This is a genomic window from Stieleria marina, from assembly GCA_007741555.1.
Taxonomy (GTDB): Bacteria; Planctomycetota; Planctomycetia; order Pirellulales; family Pirellulaceae; genus K23-9.
Genome location: CP036526.1, coordinates 3,365,458 through 3,390,118 on the forward strand (window position 1 = coordinate 3,365,458; position 24,661 = coordinate 3,390,118).

28 protein-coding genes are annotated in these 24,661 nt (G+C 53.3%); 24 read left to right on the plus strand and 4 right to left on the minus strand.

Going from position 1 to position 24,661, the window contains the following annotated elements:
• Positions 1–210 precede the first annotated feature (210 nt).
• Entirely contained in the window at positions 211–606 is a 396-nt protein-coding gene (locus K239x_RS11660) for a hypothetical protein (RefSeq protein WP_145418096.1), read from the minus strand.
• 498 nt (positions 607–1,104) lie between these two features.
• Between K239x_RS11660 and K239x_RS11665 the strand changes: the two genes are divergently transcribed.
• The 10 genes from K239x_RS11665 to K239x_RS11715 all read left to right on the plus strand — a co-directional run bounded on the left by K239x_RS11665 (position 1,105) and on the right by K239x_RS11715 (position 11,078).
• Complete coding sequence (locus K239x_RS11665; protein ID WP_145418098.1) at positions 1,105–1,461, plus strand: hypothetical protein; 357 nt, start codon at positions 1,105–1,107, stop codon at positions 1,459–1,461.
• Between the two features lie 609 nt (positions 1,462–2,070).
• Positions 2,071–2,409 carry a hypothetical protein gene (locus tag K239x_RS11670; RefSeq protein ID WP_145418100.1) on the plus strand — a complete coding sequence of 113 codons (339 nt, stop codon included), beginning with the start codon at positions 2,071–2,073 and terminating at the stop codon, positions 2,407–2,409.
• A 1,604-nt stretch (positions 2,410–4,013) separates the two neighbouring features.
• Positions 4,014–4,334, plus strand: coding sequence for a hypothetical protein (locus tag K239x_RS11675; RefSeq protein ID WP_145418102.1), 321 nt, complete (start codon positions 4,014–4,016; stop codon positions 4,332–4,334).
• On the plus strand, positions 4,331–4,861 hold the full coding sequence (locus K239x_RS11680; protein ID WP_145418104.1) for a hypothetical protein: 531 nt from the start codon (positions 4,331–4,333) through the stop codon (positions 4,859–4,861). Before K239x_RS11675 ends, K239x_RS11680 begins: the two co-directional genes overlap by 4 nt.
• Positions 4,862–5,073: 212 nt before the next feature.
• The gene (locus tag K239x_RS11685; RefSeq protein ID WP_145418106.1) at positions 5,074–5,580 is read left to right on the plus strand and encodes a hypothetical protein; all 507 of its coding nucleotides are present in this window, start codon (positions 5,074–5,076) and stop codon (positions 5,578–5,580) included.
• A gap of 165 nt (positions 5,581–5,745) precedes the next feature.
• Positions 5,746–5,994, plus strand: a complete 249-nt coding sequence (locus K239x_RS11690) for a hypothetical protein (protein WP_145418108.1) — start codon at positions 5,746–5,748, stop codon at positions 5,992–5,994.
• Positions 5,995–7,627: 1,633 nt separating this feature from the next.
• Positions 7,628–7,876 carry a hypothetical protein gene (locus K239x_RS11700; protein WP_145418112.1) on the plus strand — a complete coding sequence of 83 codons (249 nt, stop codon included), beginning with the start codon at positions 7,628–7,630 and terminating at the stop codon, positions 7,874–7,876.
• 1,304 nt (positions 7,877–9,180) lie between these two features.
• Positions 9,181–9,597 carry a hypothetical protein gene (locus tag K239x_RS11705; RefSeq protein WP_145418114.1) on the plus strand — a complete coding sequence of 139 codons (417 nt, stop codon included), beginning with the start codon at positions 9,181–9,183 and terminating at the stop codon, positions 9,595–9,597.
• A 100-nt stretch (positions 9,598–9,697) separates the two neighbouring features.
• Positions 9,698–10,099 (plus strand): SMI1/KNR4 family protein, encoded by a 402-nt coding sequence (locus K239x_RS11710; RefSeq protein ID WP_145418116.1) that lies wholly within the window; start codon positions 9,698–9,700, stop codon positions 10,097–10,099.
• A gap of 127 nt (positions 10,100–10,226) precedes the next feature.
• Positions 10,227–11,078: a hypothetical protein gene (locus K239x_RS11715; RefSeq protein ID WP_145418118.1), complete on the plus strand. Its 852-nt coding sequence runs from the start codon at positions 10,227–10,229 to the stop codon at positions 11,076–11,078.
• Positions 11,079–11,123: 45 nt separating this feature from the next.
• On the opposite strand, the gene K239x_RS11720 is transcribed toward K239x_RS11715, so the two are convergent.
• Positions 11,124–11,543 carry a hypothetical protein gene (locus tag K239x_RS11720; protein ID WP_145418120.1) on the minus strand — a complete coding sequence of 140 codons (420 nt, stop codon included), beginning with the start codon at positions 11,541–11,543 and terminating at the stop codon, positions 11,124–11,126.
• Between the two features lie 354 nt (positions 11,544–11,897).
• Between K239x_RS11720 and K239x_RS11725 the strand changes: the two genes are divergently transcribed.
• The 6 genes from K239x_RS11725 to K239x_RS11750 all read left to right on the plus strand — a co-directional run bounded on the left by K239x_RS11725 (position 11,898) and on the right by K239x_RS11750 (position 17,600).
• The gene (locus K239x_RS11725; protein ID WP_145418122.1) at positions 11,898–12,341 is read left to right on the plus strand and encodes a hypothetical protein; all 444 of its coding nucleotides are present in this window, start codon (positions 11,898–11,900) and stop codon (positions 12,339–12,341) included.
• Between the two features lie 120 nt (positions 12,342–12,461).
• The gene (locus K239x_RS11730; RefSeq protein ID WP_145418124.1) at positions 12,462–13,076 is read left to right on the plus strand and encodes a hypothetical protein; all 615 of its coding nucleotides are present in this window, start codon (positions 12,462–12,464) and stop codon (positions 13,074–13,076) included.
• 643 nt (positions 13,077–13,719) lie between these two features.
• Positions 13,720–14,295 carry a hypothetical protein gene (locus K239x_RS11735; RefSeq protein ID WP_145418126.1) on the plus strand — a complete coding sequence of 192 codons (576 nt, stop codon included), beginning with the start codon at positions 13,720–13,722 and terminating at the stop codon, positions 14,293–14,295.
• A 668-nt stretch (positions 14,296–14,963) separates the two neighbouring features.
• Positions 14,964–15,332 carry a hypothetical protein gene (locus K239x_RS11740; RefSeq protein WP_145418128.1) on the plus strand — a complete coding sequence of 123 codons (369 nt, stop codon included), beginning with the start codon at positions 14,964–14,966 and terminating at the stop codon, positions 15,330–15,332.
• A gap of 641 nt (positions 15,333–15,973) precedes the next feature.
• Positions 15,974–16,453 carry a hypothetical protein gene (locus tag K239x_RS11745; protein WP_145418130.1) on the plus strand — a complete coding sequence of 160 codons (480 nt, stop codon included), beginning with the start codon at positions 15,974–15,976 and terminating at the stop codon, positions 16,451–16,453.
• A gap of 760 nt (positions 16,454–17,213) precedes the next feature.
• Entirely contained in the window at positions 17,214–17,600 is a 387-nt protein-coding gene (locus K239x_RS11750; protein ID WP_145418132.1) for a hypothetical protein, read from the plus strand.
• Between the two features lie 503 nt (positions 17,601–18,103).
• Here K239x_RS11750 and K239x_RS11755 read toward each other — a convergent pair.
• Together K239x_RS11755 and K239x_RS11760 are read right to left on the minus strand one after the other, a co-directional pair.
• Positions 18,104–18,505 carry a hypothetical protein gene (locus K239x_RS11755; RefSeq protein WP_145418134.1) on the minus strand — a complete coding sequence of 134 codons (402 nt, stop codon included), beginning with the start codon at positions 18,503–18,505 and terminating at the stop codon, positions 18,104–18,106.
• A gap of 57 nt (positions 18,506–18,562) precedes the next feature.
• Positions 18,563–19,039 carry a hypothetical protein gene (locus tag K239x_RS11760; RefSeq protein WP_145418136.1) on the minus strand — a complete coding sequence of 159 codons (477 nt, stop codon included), beginning with the start codon at positions 19,037–19,039 and terminating at the stop codon, positions 18,563–18,565.
• Positions 19,040–19,224: 185 nt separating this feature from the next.
• On the opposite strand from K239x_RS11760, the gene K239x_RS11765 reads away from it, so the two are divergent.
• The 8 genes from K239x_RS11765 to K239x_RS11800 all read left to right on the plus strand — a co-directional run bounded on the left by K239x_RS11765 (position 19,225) and on the right by K239x_RS11800 (position 24,580).
• Positions 19,225–19,716: a biotin/lipoyl-containing protein gene (locus K239x_RS11765; RefSeq protein ID WP_145418138.1), complete on the plus strand. Its 492-nt coding sequence runs from the start codon at positions 19,225–19,227 to the stop codon at positions 19,714–19,716.
• Positions 19,717–19,862: 146 nt separating this feature from the next.
• Positions 19,863–20,336 carry a hypothetical protein gene (locus K239x_RS11770; RefSeq protein ID WP_145418140.1) on the plus strand — a complete coding sequence of 158 codons (474 nt, stop codon included), beginning with the start codon at positions 19,863–19,865 and terminating at the stop codon, positions 20,334–20,336.
• A 207-nt stretch (positions 20,337–20,543) separates the two neighbouring features.
• Entirely contained in the window at positions 20,544–20,780 is a 237-nt protein-coding gene (locus K239x_RS11775; protein ID WP_145418142.1) for a hypothetical protein, read from the plus strand.
• A 532-nt stretch (positions 20,781–21,312) separates the two neighbouring features.
• Positions 21,313–21,702 (plus strand): hypothetical protein, encoded by a 390-nt coding sequence (locus tag K239x_RS11780; protein WP_145418144.1) that lies wholly within the window; start codon positions 21,313–21,315, stop codon positions 21,700–21,702.
• 126 nt (positions 21,703–21,828) lie between these two features.
• Positions 21,829–22,374, plus strand: a complete 546-nt coding sequence (locus tag K239x_RS11785; RefSeq protein ID WP_145418146.1) for a hypothetical protein — start codon at positions 21,829–21,831, stop codon at positions 22,372–22,374.
• 107 nt (positions 22,375–22,481) lie between these two features.
• Positions 22,482–22,706 (plus strand): ECs_2282 family putative zinc-binding protein, encoded by a 225-nt coding sequence (locus tag K239x_RS11790; protein WP_145418148.1) that lies wholly within the window; start codon positions 22,482–22,484, stop codon positions 22,704–22,706.
• Complete coding sequence (locus K239x_RS11795) at positions 22,703–23,176, plus strand: hypothetical protein (protein ID WP_145418150.1); 474 nt, start codon at positions 22,703–22,705, stop codon at positions 23,174–23,176. Before K239x_RS11790 ends, K239x_RS11795 begins: the two co-directional genes overlap by 4 nt.
• Before the next feature lie 939 nt (positions 23,177–24,115).
• Positions 24,116–24,580: an SMI1/KNR4 family protein gene (locus tag K239x_RS11800; RefSeq protein WP_145418152.1), complete on the plus strand. Its 465-nt coding sequence runs from the start codon at positions 24,116–24,118 to the stop codon at positions 24,578–24,580.
• The last annotated feature ends 81 nt before the right edge of the window (positions 24,581–24,661 follow it).

The window sequence follows — 24,661 nt, forward strand, 5'->3', positions numbered from 1 at the left end:
CGCGACCGCCACCCGCGACGCCAAAGACCAAATGGCTCGCTCTTGTCCGTTAAACGCAAGCCTTTCACCACCAAAACCCACGCGCAATGGGGCCAGCAAAACGGCAAGGCAGTTCTCATGGGGGGTTCCGATTATGCGTCTTAATAGAATGCATAATGTATACATTTAACGTTTTAATAGCCCGGATAATGTATTACCTTATCCCCCATACTAAAACCCATAATATATGGTTATGCGACGAATCGCATGGACGTAATCGTTGGTGATGGCTTGTCTGTTCTTGGCGCTGTTTGCGCGGTCATGGGGTGCTCGGTCGATCATGCTGGAGATTGATTGCGCGGTCGTTGCGGCGGTCGATTGGTGCGCGGTCGTGATCGCGTTGGGACATGCTTGATCTGCGGGCGGCAGCGTTTCGACTTCGGTTGTGATCGTTGCGTGCCGATAGGGGCGTTCACATCGGCCACATCGACCGTCCTTCCGGTGCTCGGACGGATGATGCCACTGGATCGCTTGTGATCGGCTGGCAGCATGTTTTCGACTTCGGCAGCGTCCATGCCGAGTCAATTCGTCAGCCAATCGTGCACCGGAGATGCGCGGAACTTGCACTTCGATTCCACTCGCCGATACGATCAAACACTCAACACAACCCAACACTTTGCCGCATCACACACAGACCGCGCATAACCATGACATGCACACGAAGATCGCGATGAAGCGGTCTTTGACATGGATGCCACATGACGCGATCTCGGTGATGTCCACTGTTCGCAGATGGAAATTTGCCAGATGAATACGAGAATCTTGCTCATACCATTCTGCGTTGTTTGCCTTTGCGAGTCGTCGGTTGCGCAGCACGAACCGTTGAAGACTGATTCACAGGAGTATAAGGATGCCTACGAACTGATCTTCGATGCTGAAGCACGCGCGAAGAAAGCCGAAACGCTCCTTCTCCAAGACGGGAAGCGAGAACCAAAAGACCTGAACGCTCGGGAACTTTCGTTGCTCTGCCGGGTCTACAATGAGATTTTTGACCCAAAAAAGCAAATGGAGATGTCACGTCTTCTCTGGGGGAAAGCCCCGAATGATCCTCAAGCAACACGGTGGATGTCCAATTCCTACCGAAACCTGCATCGCCAGGATGGAAATGACTCAGCCGGCATCATCAAGTTTGTTGATGATGCACTCTCCAGAGACCTGGGCGTTCGACGCGAACTCTTAATCTTGAAAGCGCGTGCCGTGCTTCGACAAGAAAAGGGGATCACGGACGCACAGCGGCGAGTAACTGTTTCAGATTTGTTGATCGAATCGTGCGGTGAACCGACTGACTCTTCGCCAATGGACGGTTTAGAGAGTTCACCCGAGTTCCTTATGGACCATGATTCTGAGTTCACGCGATATTTCAGCACTGCCGAACGAGAAGCATTGAAGGTTAGAATGAAAGCGGCAGCGAAGAAAAAGTGACTGCGAACCATGCCATGCACCGAAGTACGGCATCGAGTTTTTACACATGGAAAATCAAACCGCCGTACTCGGTGATGGCGGTCGTTCGCACGATTTGCTTGGAGGAATACTTCTGCTGCCCAAACGTTTCACCTATTCGATTGGTTTCTTGCTATTACTTGCCGCCGCAGTTGCAATGTCGATTTCCTTGATGGACGTATTGCTTACGTCCATTATACGAATCGAAAACGAGTCTGACGGAAGTGTCATCGTAAACTTCGAGCAAACATCTGCGTTAGATGTACTGGTTGCAGGATCAACTTCACGTACTGTCAGGCTTCGAGATCTTCCCAGGGGAACAATCGTCAGTGTCGAAGACGTTGAGACCGGCGAGATGGCTGAGGGCTGGATCGATCTCGACTTAGACGACTCGGACTCGCAAAGGACTCTCCGGGTTTTGCGAGACTCTCGTGATCGCCTAGACTGGCGGTGGGCAGAGTAATCCGCATTGGTCGTCGGAGAACTATGCGAACCATGTCGTGCACCGAAGCACCGCATGGCATTTTCACAAATGGAAGCCACACTGGCGGTGCTCGGTGACGACCGCCGTTCTGCCATAGACATCAAGCAATGAACAAATCCATATACCACGGTCACCTGCAAGGTGCATCTGTCGAATTGATTAACAATACGACAGTTACAGTCAACGGTGATCATCGCTTTCCGTATCCTTCGGCAGTACAAGCACAAAATGTGGCGGCTCAAAATGGTGACGACCCCGCGAGGGTTTACTATTCGCTTGGCGAAGTGTCACCGGGCGACGACGTCTGCGTTACCGTGGAGGGAACCGAACATTCTGTGGAGGCTGACAAGACCAATTGGCACATGTTCTTGATCAAGATTGTTAGTAAACACGAAATTCAGACATCATTCATTGACGACCAAGTCTCGCAAGAGGGCGCGGAATGATTGGGAGAGAACGCTGATTTTTCACCCGAGTTACAAACGCTAGGCAGAACCATGACATGCACGGAAGAACGGCTTGCGTGTTTTTTGAAGTGGAAAGTCAATCGTCCGTCCTCCGTGATGTCTACCGTTACGTGATCGAATCGAACGGCTGACTTGAACACGCTTTAGTTTCTCTCAGCTCACTTCAGTTGCGCGGTCGATTGTTGCGCGGTCGGCAGGATTCGTGATTGGTGCGCGGTCGCTCATACCGCAAAAGTTGCGCGGTCGATGCGACTCCGAAACGCCAATGCCCAAGATTGGTGCGCGGACGAGAGTGCCCGAAACGGATGCGCGGTCGTTCATGCCCAAAAGACGTGCGCGGTCAAAAGGGTGCGCGGTCAAAAGGGTGCGCGGTCAAACTTGCTCGGTCCTACTTCGGTCGGCTACAATACGGCCCAACGTCGATCGGACTGGCTGATCGGCCTCCGCTTCGCCAACGCCGCGTCACGTAACCAGGCCGTGCACCGAAGATCGCGATGACGCGGACTTTGACATGGATACCACACTACGCGATCTCGGTGACGGCAAACGTTATGCGACGAATCGCATGGACGTGATCGTTGGTGATGGTTTGCTTTTTCTTTGCGCTATTTTGCGCGGTCATGGGGTGCTCGGTCGATCATGCTGGAGATTGATTGCGCGGTCGTTGCGGCGGTCGATTGGTGCGCGGTCGTTGCGCTGGCGTTGGGACATGCTTGATCTGCGAGCGGCAGCGTTTCGACTTCGGTTGTGATCGTTGCGTGCCGAAATGGGCGTTCACATCGGCGACATCGACCGTCCTTCCGCTGCTCGGTCAAATGATGCCACTGGATCGCTTGTAATCCGCTGGCGGCAGGTGTTCGACTTCGGCAGCGTCCATGCCGAGACAATTTGTCAGCCGATCATGCACCGGAGATCCGCCGAACTTGCATTTCGATTCCACTCGCCGGTACAATCAACCACGCAACACAACCCAACACTTTGCCGCATCACACACAGACCGCGCATAACCATGACATGCACACGAAGATCGCGATGAAGCGGTTTTTGACATGGATGCCACATGACGCGATCTCGGTGATGTCTACTGTTACACGATCGAAGATTTGATGCTTTGAGGACTGGGCGTTTGATTTCAGCTCGGGGCAGTTGCTCGGTCGTTCATACGGACGATTGATGCGCGGTCGATGGTGATCGAATTTGGTGCTCAATCGTGAATGCTCGAATTGTTGCGCGGTCGATTCAAACGCAGAGGCGCGGAGTTCGCGGACAACGCCCACACGACCTCTGCGTGCTCAGCGCCTCTGCGTTTCAAAGTTCTTCGTTGCGCCTGGTGCGCGGTCGACTGTGTCCTCGGTCGCGAATGCTCGAGTTTGCTCGGTCAAACTTGCTCGGACCATCTTCGGCGCAGTAGAATAGTAATTCAGCAATCGATCGGATTGGCCGATCGATTCCCACACCGGCGTCGTGTAACCATGTCGTGCACACGAAGGACGGCGTCAGCATGATACAAATTGAAAACACAATGGCCGTCCTCGGTGACGACCAACGTTCGCCGACCAACGTCGTTAAACCGAATTTGCAATTTGAACTCTCAACTACAACGATGGCCGCTCTTCTTACGGTGCGCTTTTTTGGCGAGTGCAACCGGTGTTGTCGGTGCGGTCGTCTGGGCATTCGGCGGTCCATTGGTTCGTTCACCTGGCAACGCGGAATTGCGTGATACAATGCCGATGATCGGATCCACGTTGATGTCGGTTTGCGCGATGATGTTCCTGTTTGCTGCAGTTTTCGCCGTTGCCAACGCGGCGCGCGAACGCAAGATCACATGGTCTCACGGACTCGTGATTCTCGTTGCTGGGGCTGTCACGATCGCCGCAGGAATTGACGGAGCCTATCCTCGATGATCCAACCTCCGCCGTTACGCAATTCGCTGACCTATCTTGATTTGCTAGCGGTCGATACGCACGATATGCTTGAGTCAACGTCGATCGTTGTGGTCGACGCGAATGCGCTGCAAATGCGGCGAACCATGCCATTCACACGAAGTACGGCATCGGGTTTTTACGAATGGAAAATCAAACCGCCGTACTCGGTGATGGCGGACGTTCCTCGAGCGATTTTTGTCGTACCTAGTTCTGCCAACACCGCTACTATGAATCCGAAACGCTGGCGTCTTGTTCGGAATCTCGCGTTTTGTGCGGCGCTGGTTGTGACCACAATTCAACTTTACTTCGTTGTGCCGATATTTCTCGATCTTTTCAACCGCCTCCCGGCTCCCAATAATCCAAATCCACCTGCGGGTGATCCCAGCAATGAATCGCGATTGCTTACCGCGATGGTCCTGCAGACAATAGGACTTCCTTCCTGGGTGATCGCATTTATCGGCTGGCGTGTAGGGCGGCGCACCGATAGGACACTCGACTCCGACTGATAGTTTCGGCACTTGCGGTCGTCACTTCCCGTTGGCGACAGGTGCAGAGGCGGTAGTACATCACGCTTGCTGCTACAATGAAGGCGAGGAACCATGCCGTGCACCGAAGTACGGCATCGAGTTTTTACAAATAGAAAATCAAACCGCCGTACTCGGTGACGGCAAACGTTCTGACACTGCCGTTTTCAATCTCTGTTGCTAGCTCCACACGAATGCTATCTGCAAAACGATACCGTCGCATGAACTACTTGCTGGCTGCTTTCATCGTATGTGGAGTCCTATTCGCTTGCCCCAAGAAGTTTTCTAAATCCGATCCTTCCATCACTTACCTTCACAGCCGAAAACGCGGAGTTTATGTCCATCTTCCGCCGGATAGTGATCCTTACGCAAAATGGCCCTTGGGAGCGTTGGCAGGTGACTGGTTACGATACAATGCACAGTGGCATTGTTGGAAACCTGCCCCAATGTACTACTTTAAAGGGTATATCGAAGTTTCCTCTGAAGACAGCATCATCAAGATTATTAACAGCTCGGTTGCTTGGGGTTGCTGGGTTCGCCCCTTAACGATGGTTGACTTCGACTTTATTGCCGCTGTTCGCTCAGACGAATCCGCCGTCAAATACAACGGAGATACTTCGATGTACGTTGATTGGCATGGCCCTGGCTCAGCACAGACGAAAGGCCAGAACCAAGCGATGGACGCGAAGCCGCGGAGTTGAGTTTTACGAAATTGATGATCAATCGCCGCGGCCCGGTCATCGCAACCGTTATTCGACTGATGCTTCAAACTTGGTTGCTCTGCCGTGACCCAAAAAGCTAGCTCTGAATTCAAACGCCACTGGCATCACATTCGACGCGAGCAACGCCGCATCGAGGAAGAGTTCGTGCATTCATTCCTCGACGAGGCGACTCCTGACAACGCAAACAGCCTTTTCGACTCGATGCCGCCTGACGCCCAAGACGCTGTCCTCCATCATCTAGGTGGGATTCGTCGTGACTATTGGTCCGGCATTGGGACTATCGGTGTCGTTCCTTACGATCCAGATGCCGAAACAACCGAAGACCGGGCGGCAAGATTCCTCAAGACAATCGAAGTTGTCCTAAGCTCCAAACAACGCAAGACTAGCGAATAACCATGCCGTGCACACGAAGCCGGACTTGCGGCATTTTTGACAATGGAAAGTCGTCACTTCCGGCTCGGTGACGGCGGTCGTTCTGCCAATGAGATTTTATGGTTGATCGCGGTCAACTCGAACTGAATCAACTCACGGAACGCTTGTTGCTTTCACGCAATCGCCCGAAGCGTCAGTGGCTGATCGAACGCATCGGCCACATATGGTCACCGCTTCAGCCTCGTCATTGCTCATTCGTTGATCGACACGGTAAGTTTCTTGTTCACGCAATTCCAACTGACGAGTCCATATCTGCGGTTCAATCGTTCATCACTGATTCCCACGTCAACGTACGTATCGCGGTCGCATTTGCGATTGGGCAGCGAACGGTGCCTGACGAGATCGCTGTCCGGTCGCTGATGCAATTGATCGGCGACGCTCATCCGCACGTGCGCTGCACTGCTGTTCGCAGGCTCGTCTATTCACCTCGCCCTAACCTATTAGGCGCCACTGACATCGAACGTGGGCTCTCGTGTGACACATGGACAGTCCGATGGACGGTCGCGTCCGCGATACACTCAACTGATTTCGCGAATGTCGGATGGGAAACGCTTGTTGATTCGATTCCGAGGACGGCTGACTTTATGCTTTTTGAATGGCTCCAATACTGCATGCCGTATAAGGCTCGCGTACTGAATGATGCGACGCTATCATCGAAAGTCGCGGAACGGGTGCGCGCGATCCCGGACACGGACCCGTTTCGAGACCAAACCAAAGACATGGCCAATCGCTTGCTTGCACGCGTATAAAAGGCAGAACAATGTCGTGCACCGAAGCCGGACTTGCGGTGTTTTTCAAATGGATAGTCTTCCGTTCCGGCTCGGTGACGACCGCCGTTATCCGACTGAGTCGCTTCAGGCCTTGCCACGCGAAATGCAATGCATACGTTCCGCATCAAAACGTTGATTGTAAGCACAGCTGTGATTGCTGTTGCATTCGCCATCGGACAACTGATTTATCCCAGCTCGCCTCTGGTGGGTTTAGGAGTCTTGACTGCATTGTCGCCGTTCGCTTATGCAACCGTAGCTGCGTCTTCGCAGCCGCATTCTCTTCCAATTGCTCAACCGATTGCCCTTGTGATATTGCTCGCTTCGTGTGTTTTCTCCGCTGTTGCAATCGTTGGTGAGATCAGTGCGGGAATAGGGGTTTGTATAATGGCTATCATGATCTGGCCACCGCAATATGTGGTTGTGCACTTCCTGCGTTTTCTTCATCGAACACATCGCTCAAGAGCAGTCTGGTACCTTTATTGGGGATACCTACCGCCTGATCACGAACCACCAAGTCCCGGTCCCTGAAACGGATAACCAGTGCATTCACCGAAGTACGGCATCGGGATTTTACAAATGGAGCATCAAATCGCCGTACTCGGTGATGCCCGCCGTTATCTGAAATGTTAGCACGCAACTGGTTACGCAGAATCGTTCTGGGAATGGGGGTTCTCGTTTCTGTCTACTTGGGTTTCGTCGTGTTTAATGCGCTTGCGAGTTTCCCGGGCGGCATGAGGAGCATCAACAATGTCGAAGATCACGACAAGCGTTTAGTGGGGCATGCACAGCGCGCAGTTCCAATCATTGCGCAGCTCAAGGAACATATGGATAGAAATCGACGGCCACCAAGTAGCTACGATGAACTCATCGCTGTATTGCCTGATTCCAACATCACACCCGACGCATTGTCCGTTGATGGCTGGCGATACGATTTCGATGACACGGGGTTTACACTTCGCATGAAGCTGGGATGGGATCCGTCTCTCACCTACACCCTTAACCGAAAAGTTGAGCATTGGATCTACGATCCTGGAGACGGGACCCCGGCGACAACGCTCCAGCTACTGGAATAAAGCAGATAACCATGCCATTCACACGAAGGACGGCATGAGACGTTTACAAATTGAAACCACACTAGCCGTCCTCGGTGATGGCGACCGTTCGTCGGACAACGATGGCTTCACTTCCACATGACGAATCGCCGCGCATCTTGAATGTTGAGCTTCGTCCGGTGATCTGAACGCCAAAGCTCAATCGATGTCCGGCTCAGACAATCCACCGAGAATAAGACAACCAGTTCATTCCGGAGCGTCGTCATTGAATCGTGTCCGATCAGTTTGCGTTTTCCTCGTGTTCCATGTGATTGGATCGGTACTCGCTTTTGTTTTGTTCGTCAGCCATCGCAATATTGCACTGGCATTTTTGCCGTTGATTCTTTCATGCGTAGTCGGATGTATCGCTTGTCGAATTCGCGACTTGAAGCAAATCACTAAAGTGCTCGCGCTGGTGGTCGTAGGCTGGATGATTGGCTGCGCTGGACGAAGCGTCGTTGGAATGGCTCACTCGGACCGAATGAAGCTCTATGCTCAGAACCCCTACGCGGAAACCGATGGTATTATCAAGGGTGCGTCAGCAGCGCTGGCCCTAGGAATTGTTGGTATACTATTCCTGCCGACCAACTCTGTCTCGGAATCGACAGATGACGGCGATTGAGCACGCAATAGCCGACGAACCATGTGTTGGACCGAAGATCGCGATGGCGCGGTTTTTGACATGGAAGACACAAGGCGCGATCTCGGTCAACACTACCGTTATGCGACGAATCGCATGGACGTAATCGTTGGTGATGGCTTGTCTGTTCTTGGCGCTGTTTGCGCGGTCATGGGGTGCTCGGTCGATCATGCTGGAGATTGATTGCGCGGTCGTTGCGGCGGTCGATTGGTGCGCGGTCGTTGCGCTGGCGTTGGGACATGCTTGATCTGCGGGCGGCAGCGTTTCGACTTCGGTTGTGATCGTTGCGTGCCGATAGGGGCGTTCACATCGGCGACATCGACCGTCCTTCCGGTGCGCGGACGGATGATGCCACTGGATCGCTTGTGATCGGCTGGCGGCAGGTGTTCGACTTCGACAGCGTCCATGCCGAGACAATTCCTCAGCCGATCATGCACCGGAGATGGGCCGAACTTGCATTTCAATTCCGCCCGCCGGTACAATCAACCACTCAACACAACCCAACACTTTGCCGCATCACGCACAGACCGCGCATAACCATGACATGCACACGAAGATCGCGATGAAGCGGTCTTTGACATGGATGCCACATGACGCGATCTCGGTGATGTCTACTGTTACCCGCACGGAGAAGTGAACGCGCGCAATGCAAACCACTTGGACGCTTCAGGATATTGGTTGCCTCCTCTGCGTTTTCGCACTCGCGGCATTTCTTCCTGTTGCTATCGTTGGTCGGCACCTCTATCAATCTAATGTTATTCCAGAAATGAACCACGCGTTGGTCGGTTGGATGTGTCTGGCCGTCTATGGACTCGCAGCACTAACCAATTTCTACTTGTCCTTCATTCGCCCATGGATACATTCACGGTGGGGCACAGGCGAATACAAATTTGTGTCCGGGATTCCAATCGTTCACTCGCTTTTCTTACTTGCGGCGATCGTAACTTTGCCCTCAAGCGTTTTAGCCGGTATCCTGATGCTGCTGTTGCTCGGACTTGACACGGGGGCAGCTCATTGGGCGGCATATGCCGTCGCGACAGAATTCCTGCCAAAACGCGGGTAACCATGGCATGCACGCGAAGTCGGGCTTGCAAGTTCTTGCGAATGGACAATCAAATTTCCCGACTCGGTGATGCCGGTCGTTCTGCCACTGACTCTTAACGATGTGTGAAGTACCGACATCTGACGAGGTGCAGCAGTTTCGCTCAAACTGCCCGCCCAACGTCCCAGCAACGTTCATTGATTTCCACCTGGAGCATGGCGCAGTCAAGATGGATATCGAATCTCTTGGCTCAGGGCTCGTCTGGCTGTGGCCTCTACGAGATGTGCTGCAGTTTAGCGATGAGTACGGATTCGACGAATTTGCTCCCGGCCTGCTTGGCATAGGCACCGATGGGTGCGGCGAGCTCTACGCCATTGATATTCGCAACGACTCATCTGGTGCCGTTGGTGATGTCCCAGCGACTTCGCTACAATGGGCCGACTTTCGTCCGCTAGCTACAACTTTCGACGGTTTCGCCGAGACACTTCTCAATGGAACGCCAATTATCGAACCCAAGAGTTAAGTGTTGCACGAAGGGCAGAACCATGCCATCCACCGAAGTACGGCATCGGGCGTTCACAAATAGAAAATCAAACCGCCGTACTCGGTGATGGCGGACGTTCGCCGACATACATCTTCTCACGTTTCACATGCCGCTAACCGTTTTCGATCACGATAATCTCGCGTACTATGAGTCGGTTGCCGATCCAAAGGGCCCACATCAACTTGGTGGCGATGCTGGCGAGCTCGGCATCACGTTTCGCCGGATCAAGAACGTCGTTCACTTGGTAGGCGTTTTGACTGTCGGCGATCCTGCCGTATCGTTTATTCCGCAAGCCTTTACCTGGCTTCCCTTGTGCTATGGATTTCGCTTCGCCTCTAACGGTAAAGACTTCCAGTACACCGTTGAGAGCGACACAAGCATCAGGATTCTCCCGGACACAACGTTCAGCGACGTAGGGATATTCGAGCGGATTCGATGGGGTGGCCTAACTTTTATTCTTCGTCTTGCCGGACTGATCAAATACGATCACGGACATCAATACGATCCCGATTTTCCATACGCTGGGCACCCGGACACATTTTCAAAATCGAAATTTCGTTTCGAGCGACAACCATACGACCCCGAAAACGCGGAGGACGCACTCAAGCTACAAGGCGTTTTCGGACTCAAGCACCTTTCAAATGGTGAAATGCAGCGTGCCATCAAGATCGGATTGTCAAACAACGGATATGTGTCTGATCCCGAAGACTACGACGACATGGGATGGACAGACCAGGAGAAGGTGGAGATTCTCGGGAGGTCCCCGTTCTACCAAACAGCTCCATCAACGACTTGCGACAATCCGAAATGCCCGTCTGATAGATACGAAGACACGGCAAAAGTGATTGCGTTGCACGAACCGGACGACGACGTGGTGTGGGGAGACGCGTATGTTCAGATGATTTACACTTTGTGTGACAGATGCAACTGCATCAATGTAACGAATCAATGCACGTAGACTGCGGCGAACCATGTGATGCAACGAAGCCGGGCTTGCGAGTTTTCACAAATGGAGAGCCAATCGTCCCGGCTCGCTGATCACCGCCGTTATGCGACGAATCGCATGGACGTAATCGTTGGTGATGGCTTGTCTGTTCTTGGCGCTGTTTGCGCGGTCATGGGGTGCTCGGTCGATCATGCTGGAGATTGATTGCGCGGTCGTTGCGGCGGTCGATTGGTGCGCGGTCGTGATCGCGTTGGGACATGCTTGATCTGCGGGCGGCAGCGTTTCGACTTCGGTTGTGATCGTTGCGTGCCGATAGGGGCGTTCACATCGGCCACATCGACCGTCCTTCCGGTGCTCGGACGGATGATGCCACTGGATCGCTTGTGATCGGCTGGCAGCATGTTTTCGACTTCGGCAGCGTCCATGCCGAGTCAATTCGTCAGCCAATCGTGCACCGGAGATGCGCGGAACTTGCACTTCGATTCCACTCGCCGATACGATCAAACACTCAACACAACCCAACACTTTGCCGCATCACACACAGACCGCGCATAACCATGACATGCACACGAAGATCGCGATGAAGCGGTCTTTGACATGGATGCCACATGACGCGATCTCGGTGATGTCCACTGTTATGCTTCTTTAACACACTGTCACGAGATTCAAATGCGACGTGCGACGATCTGCTTGTTCGTGCCCTTCCTGCTTTTGCAGAGCGGTTGCTGGACTACAAACAGCCCCGTCGACGATTCGGTCGGATCAGGCTCACCCTCGAAACCAGTTTCCAGTGCTCAGCGCCAGTTAGACCATGTGGTGCTCGATGCCGTTTTGAGCGACTTACTTCTTTACTCCGGTGACGATTCGCCAGTGGTTGTCAGTGGCAAAACTCCAAACGAATTGTCATTTGGCGTTGAATCTCTTTCCAATTGGCTACGAACCGATGATGTCCTGTTTGAGTATCGAGAGGAGCCCTGGAAGAATCTGACATCCCATCAAACCCAATCAGCACGGATCGCTGCTGACGACTTGGTTCGACGAATTGAATCCGAAGACTTGGTCGTCAAGTTCAGCTCCAACGATAACCGTGTCTTACTGACGGGGGACTGGCCGATTCAGGCGTGGCCGCCGGGGTTTTGTGCGGACAAACAGACAGCGATTGTTCGTATGACTCTTCCATGGGGAGGATGGCATCATGCCGTAAGCACCCATATATTAGAGAGGGATGGCGATCGCTGGACAGTTATACTACGTCAGTTTGTCTATTACCCTTAGTTTCGGCATCGAGGCATAACAATGTGATGCACGCGAAGCCGGACTTGCGCGTGTTTTTTGAAGTTTAGATTGCTGGTTCCGGCTCGGTGATCACCGCCGTTCTGCAATAGAAGCGCAAGCATGGATATTGAATGCACGCTCGATTCGGATCTGATCTTTGATCAGCGTATTGTCGATGCGGTTCAATCGCCTGAGGGTTGTTGCAACATCTCGCACATTCTTGATCCTGTTTTCGCTCGGCAACTTCCCCGTATCGCTGGCAAGACTCCTGCGTTGCCCTACTTCACGGCGAATGACGGACGGTGTTTTCGTATTGGTTGGTTCGTTGGTTACGCGGACGAGAGCACGGAACTTGCAGGCCCGCTTCAGCCTGGGATCAACTGCGGCAAACTCGACGGTCGCATTACAGAGCAATCCCTACCGGAGATCATCAACTTGACCGCACTTGATCTATTCGGTGGCGGAGACCGACTACTGCCTTTCGCAGCCCTGTGCGACGATGGGCCTCCCATCAGCCTTCGCTGGCAGAACTACGATTTCCCAGTCAATGATTCACTTTGTTTCGACACTTCAACTGACCCGCACACGATTGTCGTTTGTGATGCGCTCAAAGCGGCAGATGCCGCAAACGAATGGGAAGATGGTGTCGTGGGCGATATTCGCTACGACACATTCATTGCCCCTGTGGCGAAAGCGTTTGCTGATTTCGCTACAATGTTGAGAGCACATCCGTAGTCGAAGTGCAGAACCATGCGATTCACCGAAGTCGCGGGCAAAGTCAGTACACATGGAAAACCAATCGTCGCGACTCGGTGATCGCGGACGTTATGCGACGAATCGCACGGACGTGATCGTTGGTGATGGCTTGCTTTTTCTTTGCGCTTTTTTGCTCGGTCATGGGGTGCGAGGTCGATCATGCTGGAGATTGGGTGCGCGGTCGTTGCGGCGGTCGATTGGTGCTCGGTCGTTGTGATCCCGCTGGGACATTCTTGATCTGCGATCGGCAGCGTTTCGACTTCGGTTGTGATCGTTGCGTGCCGAAATGGGCGTTCACATCGACGACATCGACCGTCCTTCCGCTGCTCGGTCAAATGATGCCACTGGATCGCTTGTGATCCGCTGGCGGCAGGTGTTCGACTTCGGCAGCGTCCATGCCGAGACAATTTGTCGGCCGATCATGCACCGGAGATGCGCGGAACTTGCATTTCAATTCCGCCCGCCGGTACAATCAACCACTTAACACAACCCAACACTTTGCCGCATCACACACAGACCGCGCATAACCATGACATGCACACGAAGATCGCGATGAAGCGGTTTTTGACATGGATGCCACATGACGCGATCTCGGTGATGTCTACTGTTATGCCACTGATGAATGACTGACGCAGAAAACGTTTCGCGACTCATGGCCGTCCTCAACGGAACCGACGCCTTCGTCAACGCTGCGTTTCAAGTTTGGGCGCTTGATACGACGGTTGCTGATGAACACGTCGAACAGATGGCCGGATGGGCCGACCTCCAGCACCTGATGCTGTCGGGCACGCTTGTAACCGATCGCTGTCTTCCTGCGATTTCGACATTTCACCGCCTTGTGTGCCTTGATCTCGGTGGTACGGCCATCACTGCATCAGGCATTGCGACCGCCAACATCCCACCCGCCGTCAGGGACTTCGGACTTTACGACATTCAACTCGACGACATCGCCTTTCGCGCAGTTGCGTCGCTACCCAACCTTCGCGCTCTAAACTGCAATGGCTGCGGGCTGTCGCACCAGAGCTTACTTCGATTCCTACGAATACCTTCACTCCAAGGGATCGAGGCGTTGGGGACTGATATGCCGGATTCCGACGCGGAAGAATTTACTCGTACCCGTCCCAACTTCCTGCTACGATTGGATTCTGGCGTTTGGAAGGGCGGCGATGTTCACCGTCCGCCCGGATACCAGGCATAACCATGAAATGCACGGGAGAACGGGTGGTCGGTTTTCTCGTCTGCTTGCAAGTCGTTCGCCCGTTCCCCGTGATTTCTACCGTTCTGTCTGTGACCCTGGAGGATCGATTGTTTGGCCATGACTGTTCCTTCGTTTGCGGACATTGAAATTTGGCCGTCTCGTTTCTGCCATCATCAAATTTTGCGTCGCGCGGATTTGATGTTGCTGCTGGAGGATCCAACTCGCGGCGCGTGCTTTGCTGATTCTGGTGACGCAGTTACGCGGGGCTCGTTGTTTGGTCGTCGCTTTGATTGACTCGGTGCATCTTGGGCAACGGGTCTCGGATTCCCATTGGTAGCAACGAACTTCCGGCAACACCCTCACGCTTGGCAGAGGCGAACAACTCGCAATGCTGTTGCCAGTGGAACGGTTCTGATCGATCGAGTGTATGTTTGCCCCTTCGCGGAGATCGTCGGCAAGGCAGGTGCGTGGTCAAAGCCAACGCCGGATTTGCATTTCGATTCGTTTCGGCGTTAGAATGTATACTCAACACTAAACACACTACCTGCCGCGTGATGCAGGACAGAACCATGCGTTGGACCGAAGCAACGCATAGGGCGTTTTGAAATGGAAACCACAATGGCGTTGCTCGGTCAACGCTGCCGTTCGCCGACAAAACTAGACACAGCATGCCAAGTCAATTCTCACTTCGGCGACTGCTGACGTTCATGCTCGTCATTGCATTCATTTTCGCGCTGGGTCCGTATGCGTACCGTCAAGTCCGGTACTTTTCGCAGATCAACAAGCTCCGTTCCTGGGCGTCCGAGGTCGAGCGTTTACCGAATCGCCCCGAATCAATTTCAATGCCGATGCACGGTGGACTCCGAATCAGCATTTCCACTGTTGAGAAGACCGTGGCACCTGACTTTTCTTCCGCCACAATGGAAGCGAACGCGAATCCCGATCCATCGCGTTTTTTCGTGGTGCCACCTGGGAAATGGGTCACATCAATCGACAGCGCAATCATTGCGTGGGAGGCGCATGTACGTCAGCAGTAGCCATTCGTGGTATACTTACACTGCTCCGGTTGGCGTTGCTCGATCGTGCGGCGAACCATCACACACCGAAGCCGGGCTTGCGGCGTTTTGCAAATAGAACATCGACTGTCCCGGCTCGGTGATGTGTAACGTTCCTCGAGCGATTTTTGTCGTACCTAGTTCTGCCAACACCGCTACTATGAATCCGAAACGCTGGCGTCTTGTTCGGAATCTCGCGTTTTGTGCGGCGCTGGTTGTGACCACAATTCAACTTTACTTCGTTGTGCCGATATTTCTCGATCTTTTCAACCGCCTCCCGGCTCCCAATAATCCAAATCCACCTGCGGGTGATCCCAGCAATGAATCGCGATTGCTTACCGCGATGGTCCTGCAGACAATAGGACTTCCTTCCTGGGTGATCGCATTTATCGGCTGGCGTGTAGGGCGGCGCACCGATAGGACACTCGACTCCGACTGATAGTTTCGGCACTTGCGGTCGTCACTTCCCGTTGGCGACAGGTGCAGAGGCGGTAGTACATCACGCTTGCTGCTACAATGAAGGCGAGGAACCATGCCGTGCACCGAAGTACGGCATCGAGTTTTTACAAATAGAAAATCAAACCGCCGTACTCGGTGACGGCAAACGTTCGCCGACTGAAAGTATGATCGAACACCACCGCATTGCTGCCACACTGATTGCTTGCTCGCTATCCTTCGTGGTCGGCTGTGAACCAACGGTCGAGTCGTTCGATGCTGCGTCAAGCATTCCGGCTGACTCGCTCGTTGACGTTCCCCCAAACGCAACTCAGATCGCCATAACCTACGGTTCCGGACAACACTCAGCGACGTTTCATGCTGACGCGAATGAGGTCAACACGTGGGTAACTCGTCTTCGCGGCCTTAAGCCAGAGCTTAACAATAATCCTGACTCGCCGAATTGGCTTGCTGGTGCTGATGATGTCCTGAAGCCATCGGTGATAGCTGCCGAACGCGAGACGTTTGTCCTTCGGATGGGCTCGCCCAACGGATTCTCCGAACGTCTGCTGAAATTTGTAATTGTTCGTTCTTCACGTGGTGGTGTGACAACTGTCTGGCATGATCCTGACAATTCGCTCAACTATCTCTGGGCAGTGTACAATTAGCGGCGAACCATGCGTTGGACACGAAGCAACGCATCGGGCGTTTTGAAATGGAAACCACAATGGCGTTGCTCGGTCAACGCGACCGTTCTGTCAAGCAGATGAGGCTTCTTTTGCAGCGTTACGTTTGCGTTATGTCTTTGGCCGCGTCCGTGGTTCTGCTCGCTGTATCGTCGTTCGCGTTTTCACGTGTTGACAGCTTGAGCGACCAAAGCGCGATTAGATACACAACTCCACTCGTTCCACCGCAGTTTCGCGACAAGATCACCTATCCATCTGAGAAATTCACGACAGAAAATACTGAGTACATTTCGATTGACGGCCCTGGCCACTATCTCCGCGCACATGAGTCTCTTTGGTTGGAATGCCTGGAGCATTTTCTTGCGGAGACTCAGATTACTGACGACGAATCACCGACTTGGCGCGATGATCGTTTCCCTCGACACTACGACCTACCCACGCAAGAGTTTGCTATCCCCTATTTCGATGGTTGGAGAGCCGCACAGAAACAACTGCAGTCCGCCTTGTCGCATGCATCAGAAGACGATCTGCGCATGAAGTTGCGAAGGGACATGAGGCGCGCACGAATCGGACGTGTATCAGTACTTGGATTGCTGGGATTGGTGGCATTGACGATAGCATGGTCTTTCTGGCCGAAAAAACGATTGGCGACAGAACCATGAGATTCACCGAAGTACGGCTTCGGGATTTTACAAATGGAGATCACAATGGCCGTACTCGGTGATCTCGGACGTTCCCCAACATGGATGGATACATGCTCCAACGGGCCATTGCGATGTTGCTGTTGGCATTTGTTTGCGGATGCAGCATCCCGATCTACAGCGTAAGAACGGAGTACCACGGAAGCAAAAGCGTAATCGAACGTGAACTCGACCGGATCCTTGCCGATGGCACGCAACTCGATGACGCAATCACTATTCTCGTGGACAACGGATACACGACCCAAGTGCACCACGACGACGCGGGTACATCTTTGCCCCACTCGATTCGTGCGGAAAAGCGTAACGCCTACGACACGCAAGACGCCAAAATCTCTATACCAGTTGAAAGCGGGCGGATCGTTCGTCCGTTTCGGATAGAATGGGTCGAAGTTGCGACGGGGACTACAGATTCCACCAGCGACCGATGATATATGCCCTACAAGAAGTGGGGAACCATGACATGGACCGAAGTACGCGATCGAGTCTTTACAAATGGAACATCAACTGCGCGTACTCGGTCATGTCCACCGTTACGTGATCGAATCGAACGGCTGACTTGAACACGCTTTAGTTTCTCTCAGCTCACTTCAGTTGCGCGGTCGATTGTTGCGCGGTCGGCAGGATTCGTGATTGGTGCGCGGTCGCTCATACCGCAAAAGTTGCGCGGTCGATGCGACTCCGAAACGCCAATGCCCAAGATTGGTGCGCGGACGAGAGTGCCCGAAACGGATGCGCGGTCGTTCATGCCCAAAAGACGTGCGCGGTCAAAAGGGTGCGCGGTCAAACTTGCTCGGTCCTACTTCGGTCGGCTACAATACGGCCCAACGTCGATCGGACTGGCTGATCGGCCTCCGCTTCGCCAACGCCGCGTCACGTAACCAGGCCGTGCACCGAAGATCGCGATCACGCGGACTTTGACATGGATACCACACTACGCGATCTCGGTGACGGCAAACGTTATGCGACGAATCGCATGGACGTAATCGTTGGTGATGGCTTGTCTGTTCTTGGCGCTGTTTGCGCGGTCATGGGGTGCTCGGTCGATCATGCTGGAGATTGATTGCGCGGTCGTTGCGGCGGTCGATTGGTGCGCGGTCGTGATCGCGTTGGGACATGCTTGATCTGCGGGCGGCAGCGTTTCGACTTCGGTTGTGATCGTTGCGTGCCGATAGGGGCGTTCACATCGGCCACATCGACCGTCCTTCCGGTGCTCGGACGGATGATGCCACTGGATCGCTTGTGATCGGCTGGCAGCATGTTTTCGACTTCGGCAGCGTCCATGCCGAGTCAATTCGTCAGCCAATCGTGCACCGGAGATGCGCGGAACTTGCACTTCGATTCCACTCGCCGATACAATCAAACACTCAACACAACCCAACACTTTGCCGCATCACACACAGACCGCGCATAACCATGACATGCACACGAAGATCGCGATGAAGCGGTCTTTGACATGGATGCCACATGACGCGATCTCGGTGATGTCCACTGTTATGCGACGAATCGCATGGACGTAATCGTTGGTGATGGCTTGTCTGTTCTTGGCGCTGTTTGCGCGGTCATGGGGTGCTCGGTCGATCATGCTGGAGATTGATTGCGCGGTCGTTGCGGCGGTCGATTGGTGCGCGGTCGTGATCGCGTTGGGACATGCTTGATCTGCGGGCGGCAGCGTTTCGACTTCGGTTGTGATCGTTGCGTGCCGATAGGGGCGTTCACATCGGCCACATCGACCGTCCTTCCGGTGCTCGGACGGATGATGCCACTGGATCGCTTGTGATCGGCTGGCAGCATGTTTTCGACTTCGGCAGCGTCCATGCCGAGTCAATTCGTCAGCCAATCGTGCACCGGAGATGCGCGGAACTTGCACTTCGATTCCACTCGCCGATACGATCAAACACTCAACACAACCCAACACTTTGCCGCATCACACACAGACCGCGCATAACCATGACATGCACACGAAGATCGCGATGAAGCGGTCTTTGACATGGATGCCACATGACGCGATCTCGGTGATGTCCACTGTTATCGTCACTAGGTAAGCGTACAAAAATGGATGACGAACACTCCTTTCTTCGTGCTATCCATGATTCGCCAGGAGACGAAGCACTGCTTCAGTCGTACGCCGATTGGCTTTCTTCTCAAAGCGATAGTCGCGGCGAATATCTACGCCTTGAGCTTGAACGAGTCGCTGGCGAGAAGCGTCTACTTGAGCTTGAGGGCAGGCTTCAGTCTTTCGGCGTTTTTGAAGGCGTAGACCCGCGCTGGTTGGACAGTGTCATCCCGCTACAAATTCGGTCCCCGTTGGTTGGCAAATTCTATGTCGCTCCAGATCCCGACGCTCCACCATTTGTGCAACCCGGCGACTTGTGCCGACCAGATACAATCATCGGGATCGTTGAATCAATGAAGATCTTCAATGAGATCCCGGCTGGGATGTCGTGCGTCATAACAGATGTGCTCGTTCGCAACGAACAGACGGTTGACTACGGCCATCAACTTTTTGATGTTGGTCGACCACCCCGCGTATTCGCTGGCGGTTAGAATTAGACGATAACCATGCGATTCACACGAAGGACCGCGTGGCGCGTTTACAAATTGAAACCACATTAGCGGTCCTCGGTGATCGCCGCCGTTATCCGACTGAAATTCAACGACTCCCAATGAGGTACACGCCAAGCCAGTCCGCGATGCATCTGATGACGCGCGGTTCGCTTCCGATGCTCAGATACTCTTCGCTATCCGAGGGCATCACTCGTGGACGGCAACGTCTCATTGCGATCACGCGACAAGACTTCGGTTTTGACCTCAAGGCGTGGCATGACCATCTCGCACTCACCAAGTCGTACAACTACCGCTCGATGCAGCGTCCCGGCACATACCCACAATCAATTCTCGACGCCCTCGACGACCCTGAATGGGTTGCCGCTGCTGAACTTGCTGAACGATCGCAATTACTCGCAAAACTCGTCGCGGACGACGATCGGGAACGAAATGCAATCACAACCGCGGAGCGTCGCTGGGCTGGACGCGAACGCCCCTGCCCGAAATGCTCACACACTTTTCGATCTGCTGGGGACCGCGGACAGTGCCCTTCGTGCAACAATGTGTTCTTTGCATCGCACCCCGACGGTGACCACAACTGGTGGCAAAACGGCGGGTAACCAAACCCTGCACCGGAGCCGGGCTTGCGCGTTTTCACAAATAGAACATCCACCGTCCCGGCCCGGTGATGGTAGACGTTATCCGGCTCACTCAGCCCAAACAATTCTGGACCTCCTTTGATAGACCAGATATCGATTCGATGCTCGTGTGGGAGAATTATCAGGGAACCCAACGGATCTGAATATAGGGCCACTTTACTCGCAGAATTGGATCGCGATCTGCTGTACGAATTGCTTGATGATGTAATCGACCAGCTTGCGGATGGGAGAATTGCGAAAGATGAAGCTCAGCTTTTGATGCGGACAACAATTGCTGGAAAAATGCGATCAATGTGGCAGTGCCGTGACTGCAACACTATTTTTGTGCATGAGGGCTACGCAACAATCCATTCCTATGCACCCGACGACGGAAATGACGCCAATCCAGTTTTCCATGGCAAGTGATTTCACATCGGCCGGATAACAACATGATGCACGCGGAGCCGCCGACCATCCCAAACGGCGGATAACCATCACATGCACCGAAGGCGGGCTTGCGGGCTTTTTCAAATGGAACGTCAACCGTCCCGACTCGGTGATGTGTAGCGTTACGAGGGCTGGCATCGTTTTCTCTTGGTGCCCTGATGCGCTTGATTGCTGCGGTTTGGATGCGCGGTCGGCACGCGGTCGATGCGCGGTCGATGCGCGGTCGATCATGCGGTCGGTGCTCGGTCGATTGAAACGCAGACGCGCGGAGACGCAGAGGCCAGGGCGGATGTTGCTCGGTCGGTGCGCGGATCACTTTGCGGCGGTTGGTGCGAGCCGTTACAATTATGTCACGAGGGGACCTTGCTCCAGAGTGGCCAGGACTTCGCTGCGGACCGGACAACACGCCCATCGTAACCAGGATATGCACACGAAGGACTCGGCGGCGCCTTTCGGCAATGGTTGCCGTCCCGCTCGTCCTCGGTGATATCTAGCGTTATCCGACTGAATCATGACTGACGGCACAGGCGTTTTCCATGGCCCGAAATCTATTGGGTATGCTCGTGTCCATGTTCGTTGTACCGAGTCGCCGCGCGATTTCGCAGTCACTCTTGCGTTAGATGACGACGAGTGGAACAACCAACTTCGTGATGGCGGATTTTCCGACTGGACTGATGCGGCGTTGGCTGGTTTGGAGCATGCACTCAGGCTTAGTGGTAATGCTCACGGTCAATGGGCTGTTATTCGTGTCGTGGGATTGGTCTCAGATACAATCCCACGATACATCGCGCATGCATCTGCGCTCGCTGCGTGGGACAGTGTCGGTTACCATGCTGAAACAGAGGAACTCGAATCGCTCCTCAATTGGACTGTCGAATCATTTCCAGGCTTGGACGATTGAATCGGCGGATAACCATGTGTTGGACCGAAGATCGCGATGAGGCGGTTTTTGAAATGGAGGACACAAGGCGCGATCTCGGTCAACACTACCGTTACCCGACTTCTATTGCGCGCGAGATATGCCGTTATGAAATTCCTGCTGGTTGTAGCCGTCTCGTTCACGCTAGCTGGCGAATCTGCTGTAGTGTTTGCCGACGATACTTTGGGGAATTGCCTTTCTGTCGCTGACACTTCTGACGATGTCGTGAACGAAATCTTGAACTATTCATCCGTTCAGATCACTTTCCTCAGTGACGCACAGATTGAAGAGATGAAGGCGCTCCGTTCGTCGTTAAAGAATATGGACAATGAACTTGGCTTGGGAATGGGAATGGGCGGTTTTGGATTGGGAACTGCTTCCACTGGGAAGCCAAGAACTGGCACGAATTCAAATGCTCCGATCGAGATCGCCAAGGTGTTTCTTGATGGTGAATTCATAACTGACGTTTTCGTGTTTGATTGGAGCATGGATTTGCATCTCAACGTTGACAAAGGCAAGCACGAGATCAAAGTGGATTTCCCATCGCACAAGGATTACGAAACGCAGTTTACTGCCGTTGGCAATCATTCCCGACAGCAGCTCGTAATCCGTATGATTCCTGTTGGCAAGGCCGAAAAGCCAGGCTCAAAATAGCGGGTAACCAGTGTCGTGCACCGAAGTCGGACTTGCGGTGTTTTTCAAATGGAATGTCGTCTCTTCCGACTCGGTGACGACCGACGTTCTGCTACTGAAGGAGTCACATGAAAATCGACGACACGTTTAGCATCCCTTGTCCCGAATGTGGTGGAACTGAAATTGAGCTGCCCGATCCACTCGACGACGACTCATTTGTCAAATGTGGTCAGTGTGGTTTTGAGGTAGTGCTTGCCGACATTAAGGAGCACGGATTGCACAAAGCGAAAGAACATGTCACGAAACAGGTAAAGCAACAGCTGACCAAGGAACTCCGTAAGCACTTCAAATGACACTGACCGAGTTCTTGACTCTTGCAATTTCGCTAGTCTCCGTAATTATCGCTGTTACTTCGCTTATACGCACACGCGGAATCGCTGCGGAGCAGCTAAAGCTTGAAGCGATCACGGCAAAGCTTGCGGAAAGGCAACTGTCCCAAATCGAAGAAGAAGCACATGATCGGACTCAGGCGAAGCTTCACGTCGATCTAACGAAGCTTGGCAAGAATTGGAAATTTCTGATCGCTAATCGCGGCGAGGGCAGTGCTTTCAATCTTCGCTTAGAACTGATTGATTGCGCAGACTCTCCTCTCTCTCAAAGTGAAGTTAGCGAGAAATTTCCCTATCCGGAGCTAAAAACGCAGTCAAGGATCAAATTGATTGCAGGAATTCACATGCAAAGTCCTCGGACGTATCAAGTGCGTCTCACCTGGGAAGATTCACGTGACGTCGAGCATGTCGAAGACTTCCACGTCGCCCTATAATTGAGCAGAACCAGGCCATGCACACGAAGGACGGCATGGGGCGTTTACAAATGGAAACCACATTGGCCGTCCTCGGTGATGGCGGACGTTCCATCAGTTAAAAAGATCTTGCGAACTTAGCACGATGGACCCGAAACCATACCAACCGCCAATCGCCTTGGATCAACTCCACGAGGCTACGATTCGCAGCGGCGCTTTTGTCCCAAACTTCGCTTTCTTGCTTTTGCTTGTCTGCGGGTTCTTTGGGGCAAAACAGCTCCTCGTGATAGCAAGTTACCTTAGCTGGTTGCCTATCAGAGGGCTTCTTTGTACTCCTGGCTGGAGGGAAGCCGTGCACGCGATCAGCCCTATTGCGTGCCTTTACCTCGTCTTTCTGAGCGTTTCTATTCTCCTTGCCTGCACTTCAGTCCCACGCGCGTTTTTGTATCGCACGGTGGCATTTCCCCTAGGCTTCACCGCATACTTGATCTGGGTTACGAGCGTGGGAGCTTTTCCTGGGGTTATCACTTCATTTTCTCCGCCGCCCGGAGCTAAGCAGTACGCTTGTGCCATGGTTCATGGGATTTCACACGTCTTTTTGATTCCGATTGGGATCCGCATCGGCGAACATCTAAGGCAAAGATCGCGTCCTCGGTTTCGCTCTGCCGACTATGTTGTCCTTACACTTCTTTTAGTGATTTGGGTATTTGCGATCATCGAGACCAAGATCACGCTCCAGCACCAGTGGATTCGATGGCTTTCGTTCGCGACCTTGTTGATCTTTGCCGTGAGATCGCTTCAGTCGAGGATTGAACAGAAAGGTCCTGGCGATCAACCGACCAGCCGCGCATTTATATGATGGAACCATGGCGTGCACACGAAGCACGTCATACGATATTTACAAATGGAAACCACATTGGCCGTGCTCGGTGACGCCGGCCGTTCGTTGGACTAAAGACCATGTCCTTTGTTGATCGCCTTGCCAAGCACTGGAATCTCGCAGACGTGACTCCAGATGCGCGCGGAACTGGCGACGCAATCGCTGCTTTCGAGAATCGTTTCGCATTGACGCTCCCGCCCGACGTTCGTGCTTTCTACGAACGATTCAACGGCTTGCTTGACATGGACGATGACCTCAATCGATTTTGGCCCATCGACGAACTCAACACAGTCCCAGCGATCGTTGAGCCGTATCACGACTACTCTGGAATTGGGAACCGGCTCCCAGATGCCGAGCGGTACTTTGCAATCGCGGATCACTCGATCTGGGTCCACGTTTATGCACTGCATCTTGCGGACCATCCCGATTCGGATACGTCCATCGTTTGGATCGCCGACGGCAACACATTTGATATACTCACGGAAACGTTTGCGGGGTTCTGGGAGCTGTATTTGACGTCTCCTAACCGCATACTTGTGCCGTAACGCCAAATTGCCAACGAACCATCACATGCACCGAAGCCGGGCTTGCAAGGTTTAACAAATGGAACATCGACTGTCCCGGCT

Coding starts and splice junctions, on each gene's coding strand:
- K239x_RS11670 (WP_145418100.1), top strand. CDS start 2,071: ATGAACAAATCCATATACCACGGTCACCTGCAAGGTGCATCTGTCGAA.
- K239x_RS11710 (WP_145418116.1), top strand. CDS start 9,698: ATGTGTGAAGTACCGACATCTGACGAGGTGCAGCAGTTTCGCTCAAAC.
- K239x_RS11680 (WP_145418104.1), top strand. CDS start 4,331: ATGATCCAACCTCCGCCGTTACGCAATTCGCTGACCTATCTTGATTTG.
- K239x_RS11730 (WP_145418124.1), top strand. CDS start 12,462: ATGGATATTGAATGCACGCTCGATTCGGATCTGATCTTTGATCAGCGT.
- K239x_RS11790 (WP_145418148.1), top strand. CDS start 22,482: ATGAAAATCGACGACACGTTTAGCATCCCTTGTCCCGAATGTGGTGGA.
- K239x_RS11715 (WP_145418118.1), top strand. CDS start 10,227: ATGCCGCTAACCGTTTTCGATCACGATAATCTCGCGTACTATGAGTCG.
- K239x_RS11750 (WP_145418132.1), top strand. CDS start 17,214: ATGGATGGATACATGCTCCAACGGGCCATTGCGATGTTGCTGTTGGCA.
- K239x_RS11745 (WP_145418130.1), top strand. CDS start 15,974: ATGATCGAACACCACCGCATTGCTGCCACACTGATTGCTTGCTCGCTA.
- K239x_RS11785 (WP_145418146.1), top strand. CDS start 21,829: ATGAAATTCCTGCTGGTTGTAGCCGTCTCGTTCACGCTAGCTGGCGAA.
- K239x_RS11795 (WP_145418150.1), top strand. CDS start 22,703: ATGACACTGACCGAGTTCTTGACTCTTGCAATTTCGCTAGTCTCCGTA.
- K239x_RS11800 (WP_145418152.1), top strand. CDS start 24,116: ATGTCCTTTGTTGATCGCCTTGCCAAGCACTGGAATCTCGCAGACGTG.
- K239x_RS11740 (WP_145418128.1), top strand. CDS start 14,964: ATGCCAAGTCAATTCTCACTTCGGCGACTGCTGACGTTCATGCTCGTC.
- K239x_RS11770 (WP_145418140.1), top strand. CDS start 19,863: ATGCATCTGATGACGCGCGGTTCGCTTCCGATGCTCAGATACTCTTCG.
- K239x_RS11780 (WP_145418144.1), top strand. CDS start 21,313: ATGACTGACGGCACAGGCGTTTTCCATGGCCCGAAATCTATTGGGTAT.
- K239x_RS11700 (WP_145418112.1), top strand. CDS start 7,628: ATGGATAGAAATCGACGGCCACCAAGTAGCTACGATGAACTCATCGCT.
- K239x_RS11665 (WP_145418098.1), top strand. CDS start 1,105: ATGTCCAATTCCTACCGAAACCTGCATCGCCAGGATGGAAATGACTCA.
- K239x_RS11705 (WP_145418114.1), top strand. CDS start 9,181: ATGCAAACCACTTGGACGCTTCAGGATATTGGTTGCCTCCTCTGCGTT.
- K239x_RS11735 (WP_145418126.1), top strand. CDS start 13,720: ATGACTGACGCAGAAAACGTTTCGCGACTCATGGCCGTCCTCAACGGA.
- K239x_RS11765 (WP_145418138.1), top strand. CDS start 19,225: ATGGATGACGAACACTCCTTTCTTCGTGCTATCCATGATTCGCCAGGA.
- K239x_RS11685 (WP_145418106.1), top strand. CDS start 5,074: ATGCTATCTGCAAAACGATACCGTCGCATGAACTACTTGCTGGCTGCT.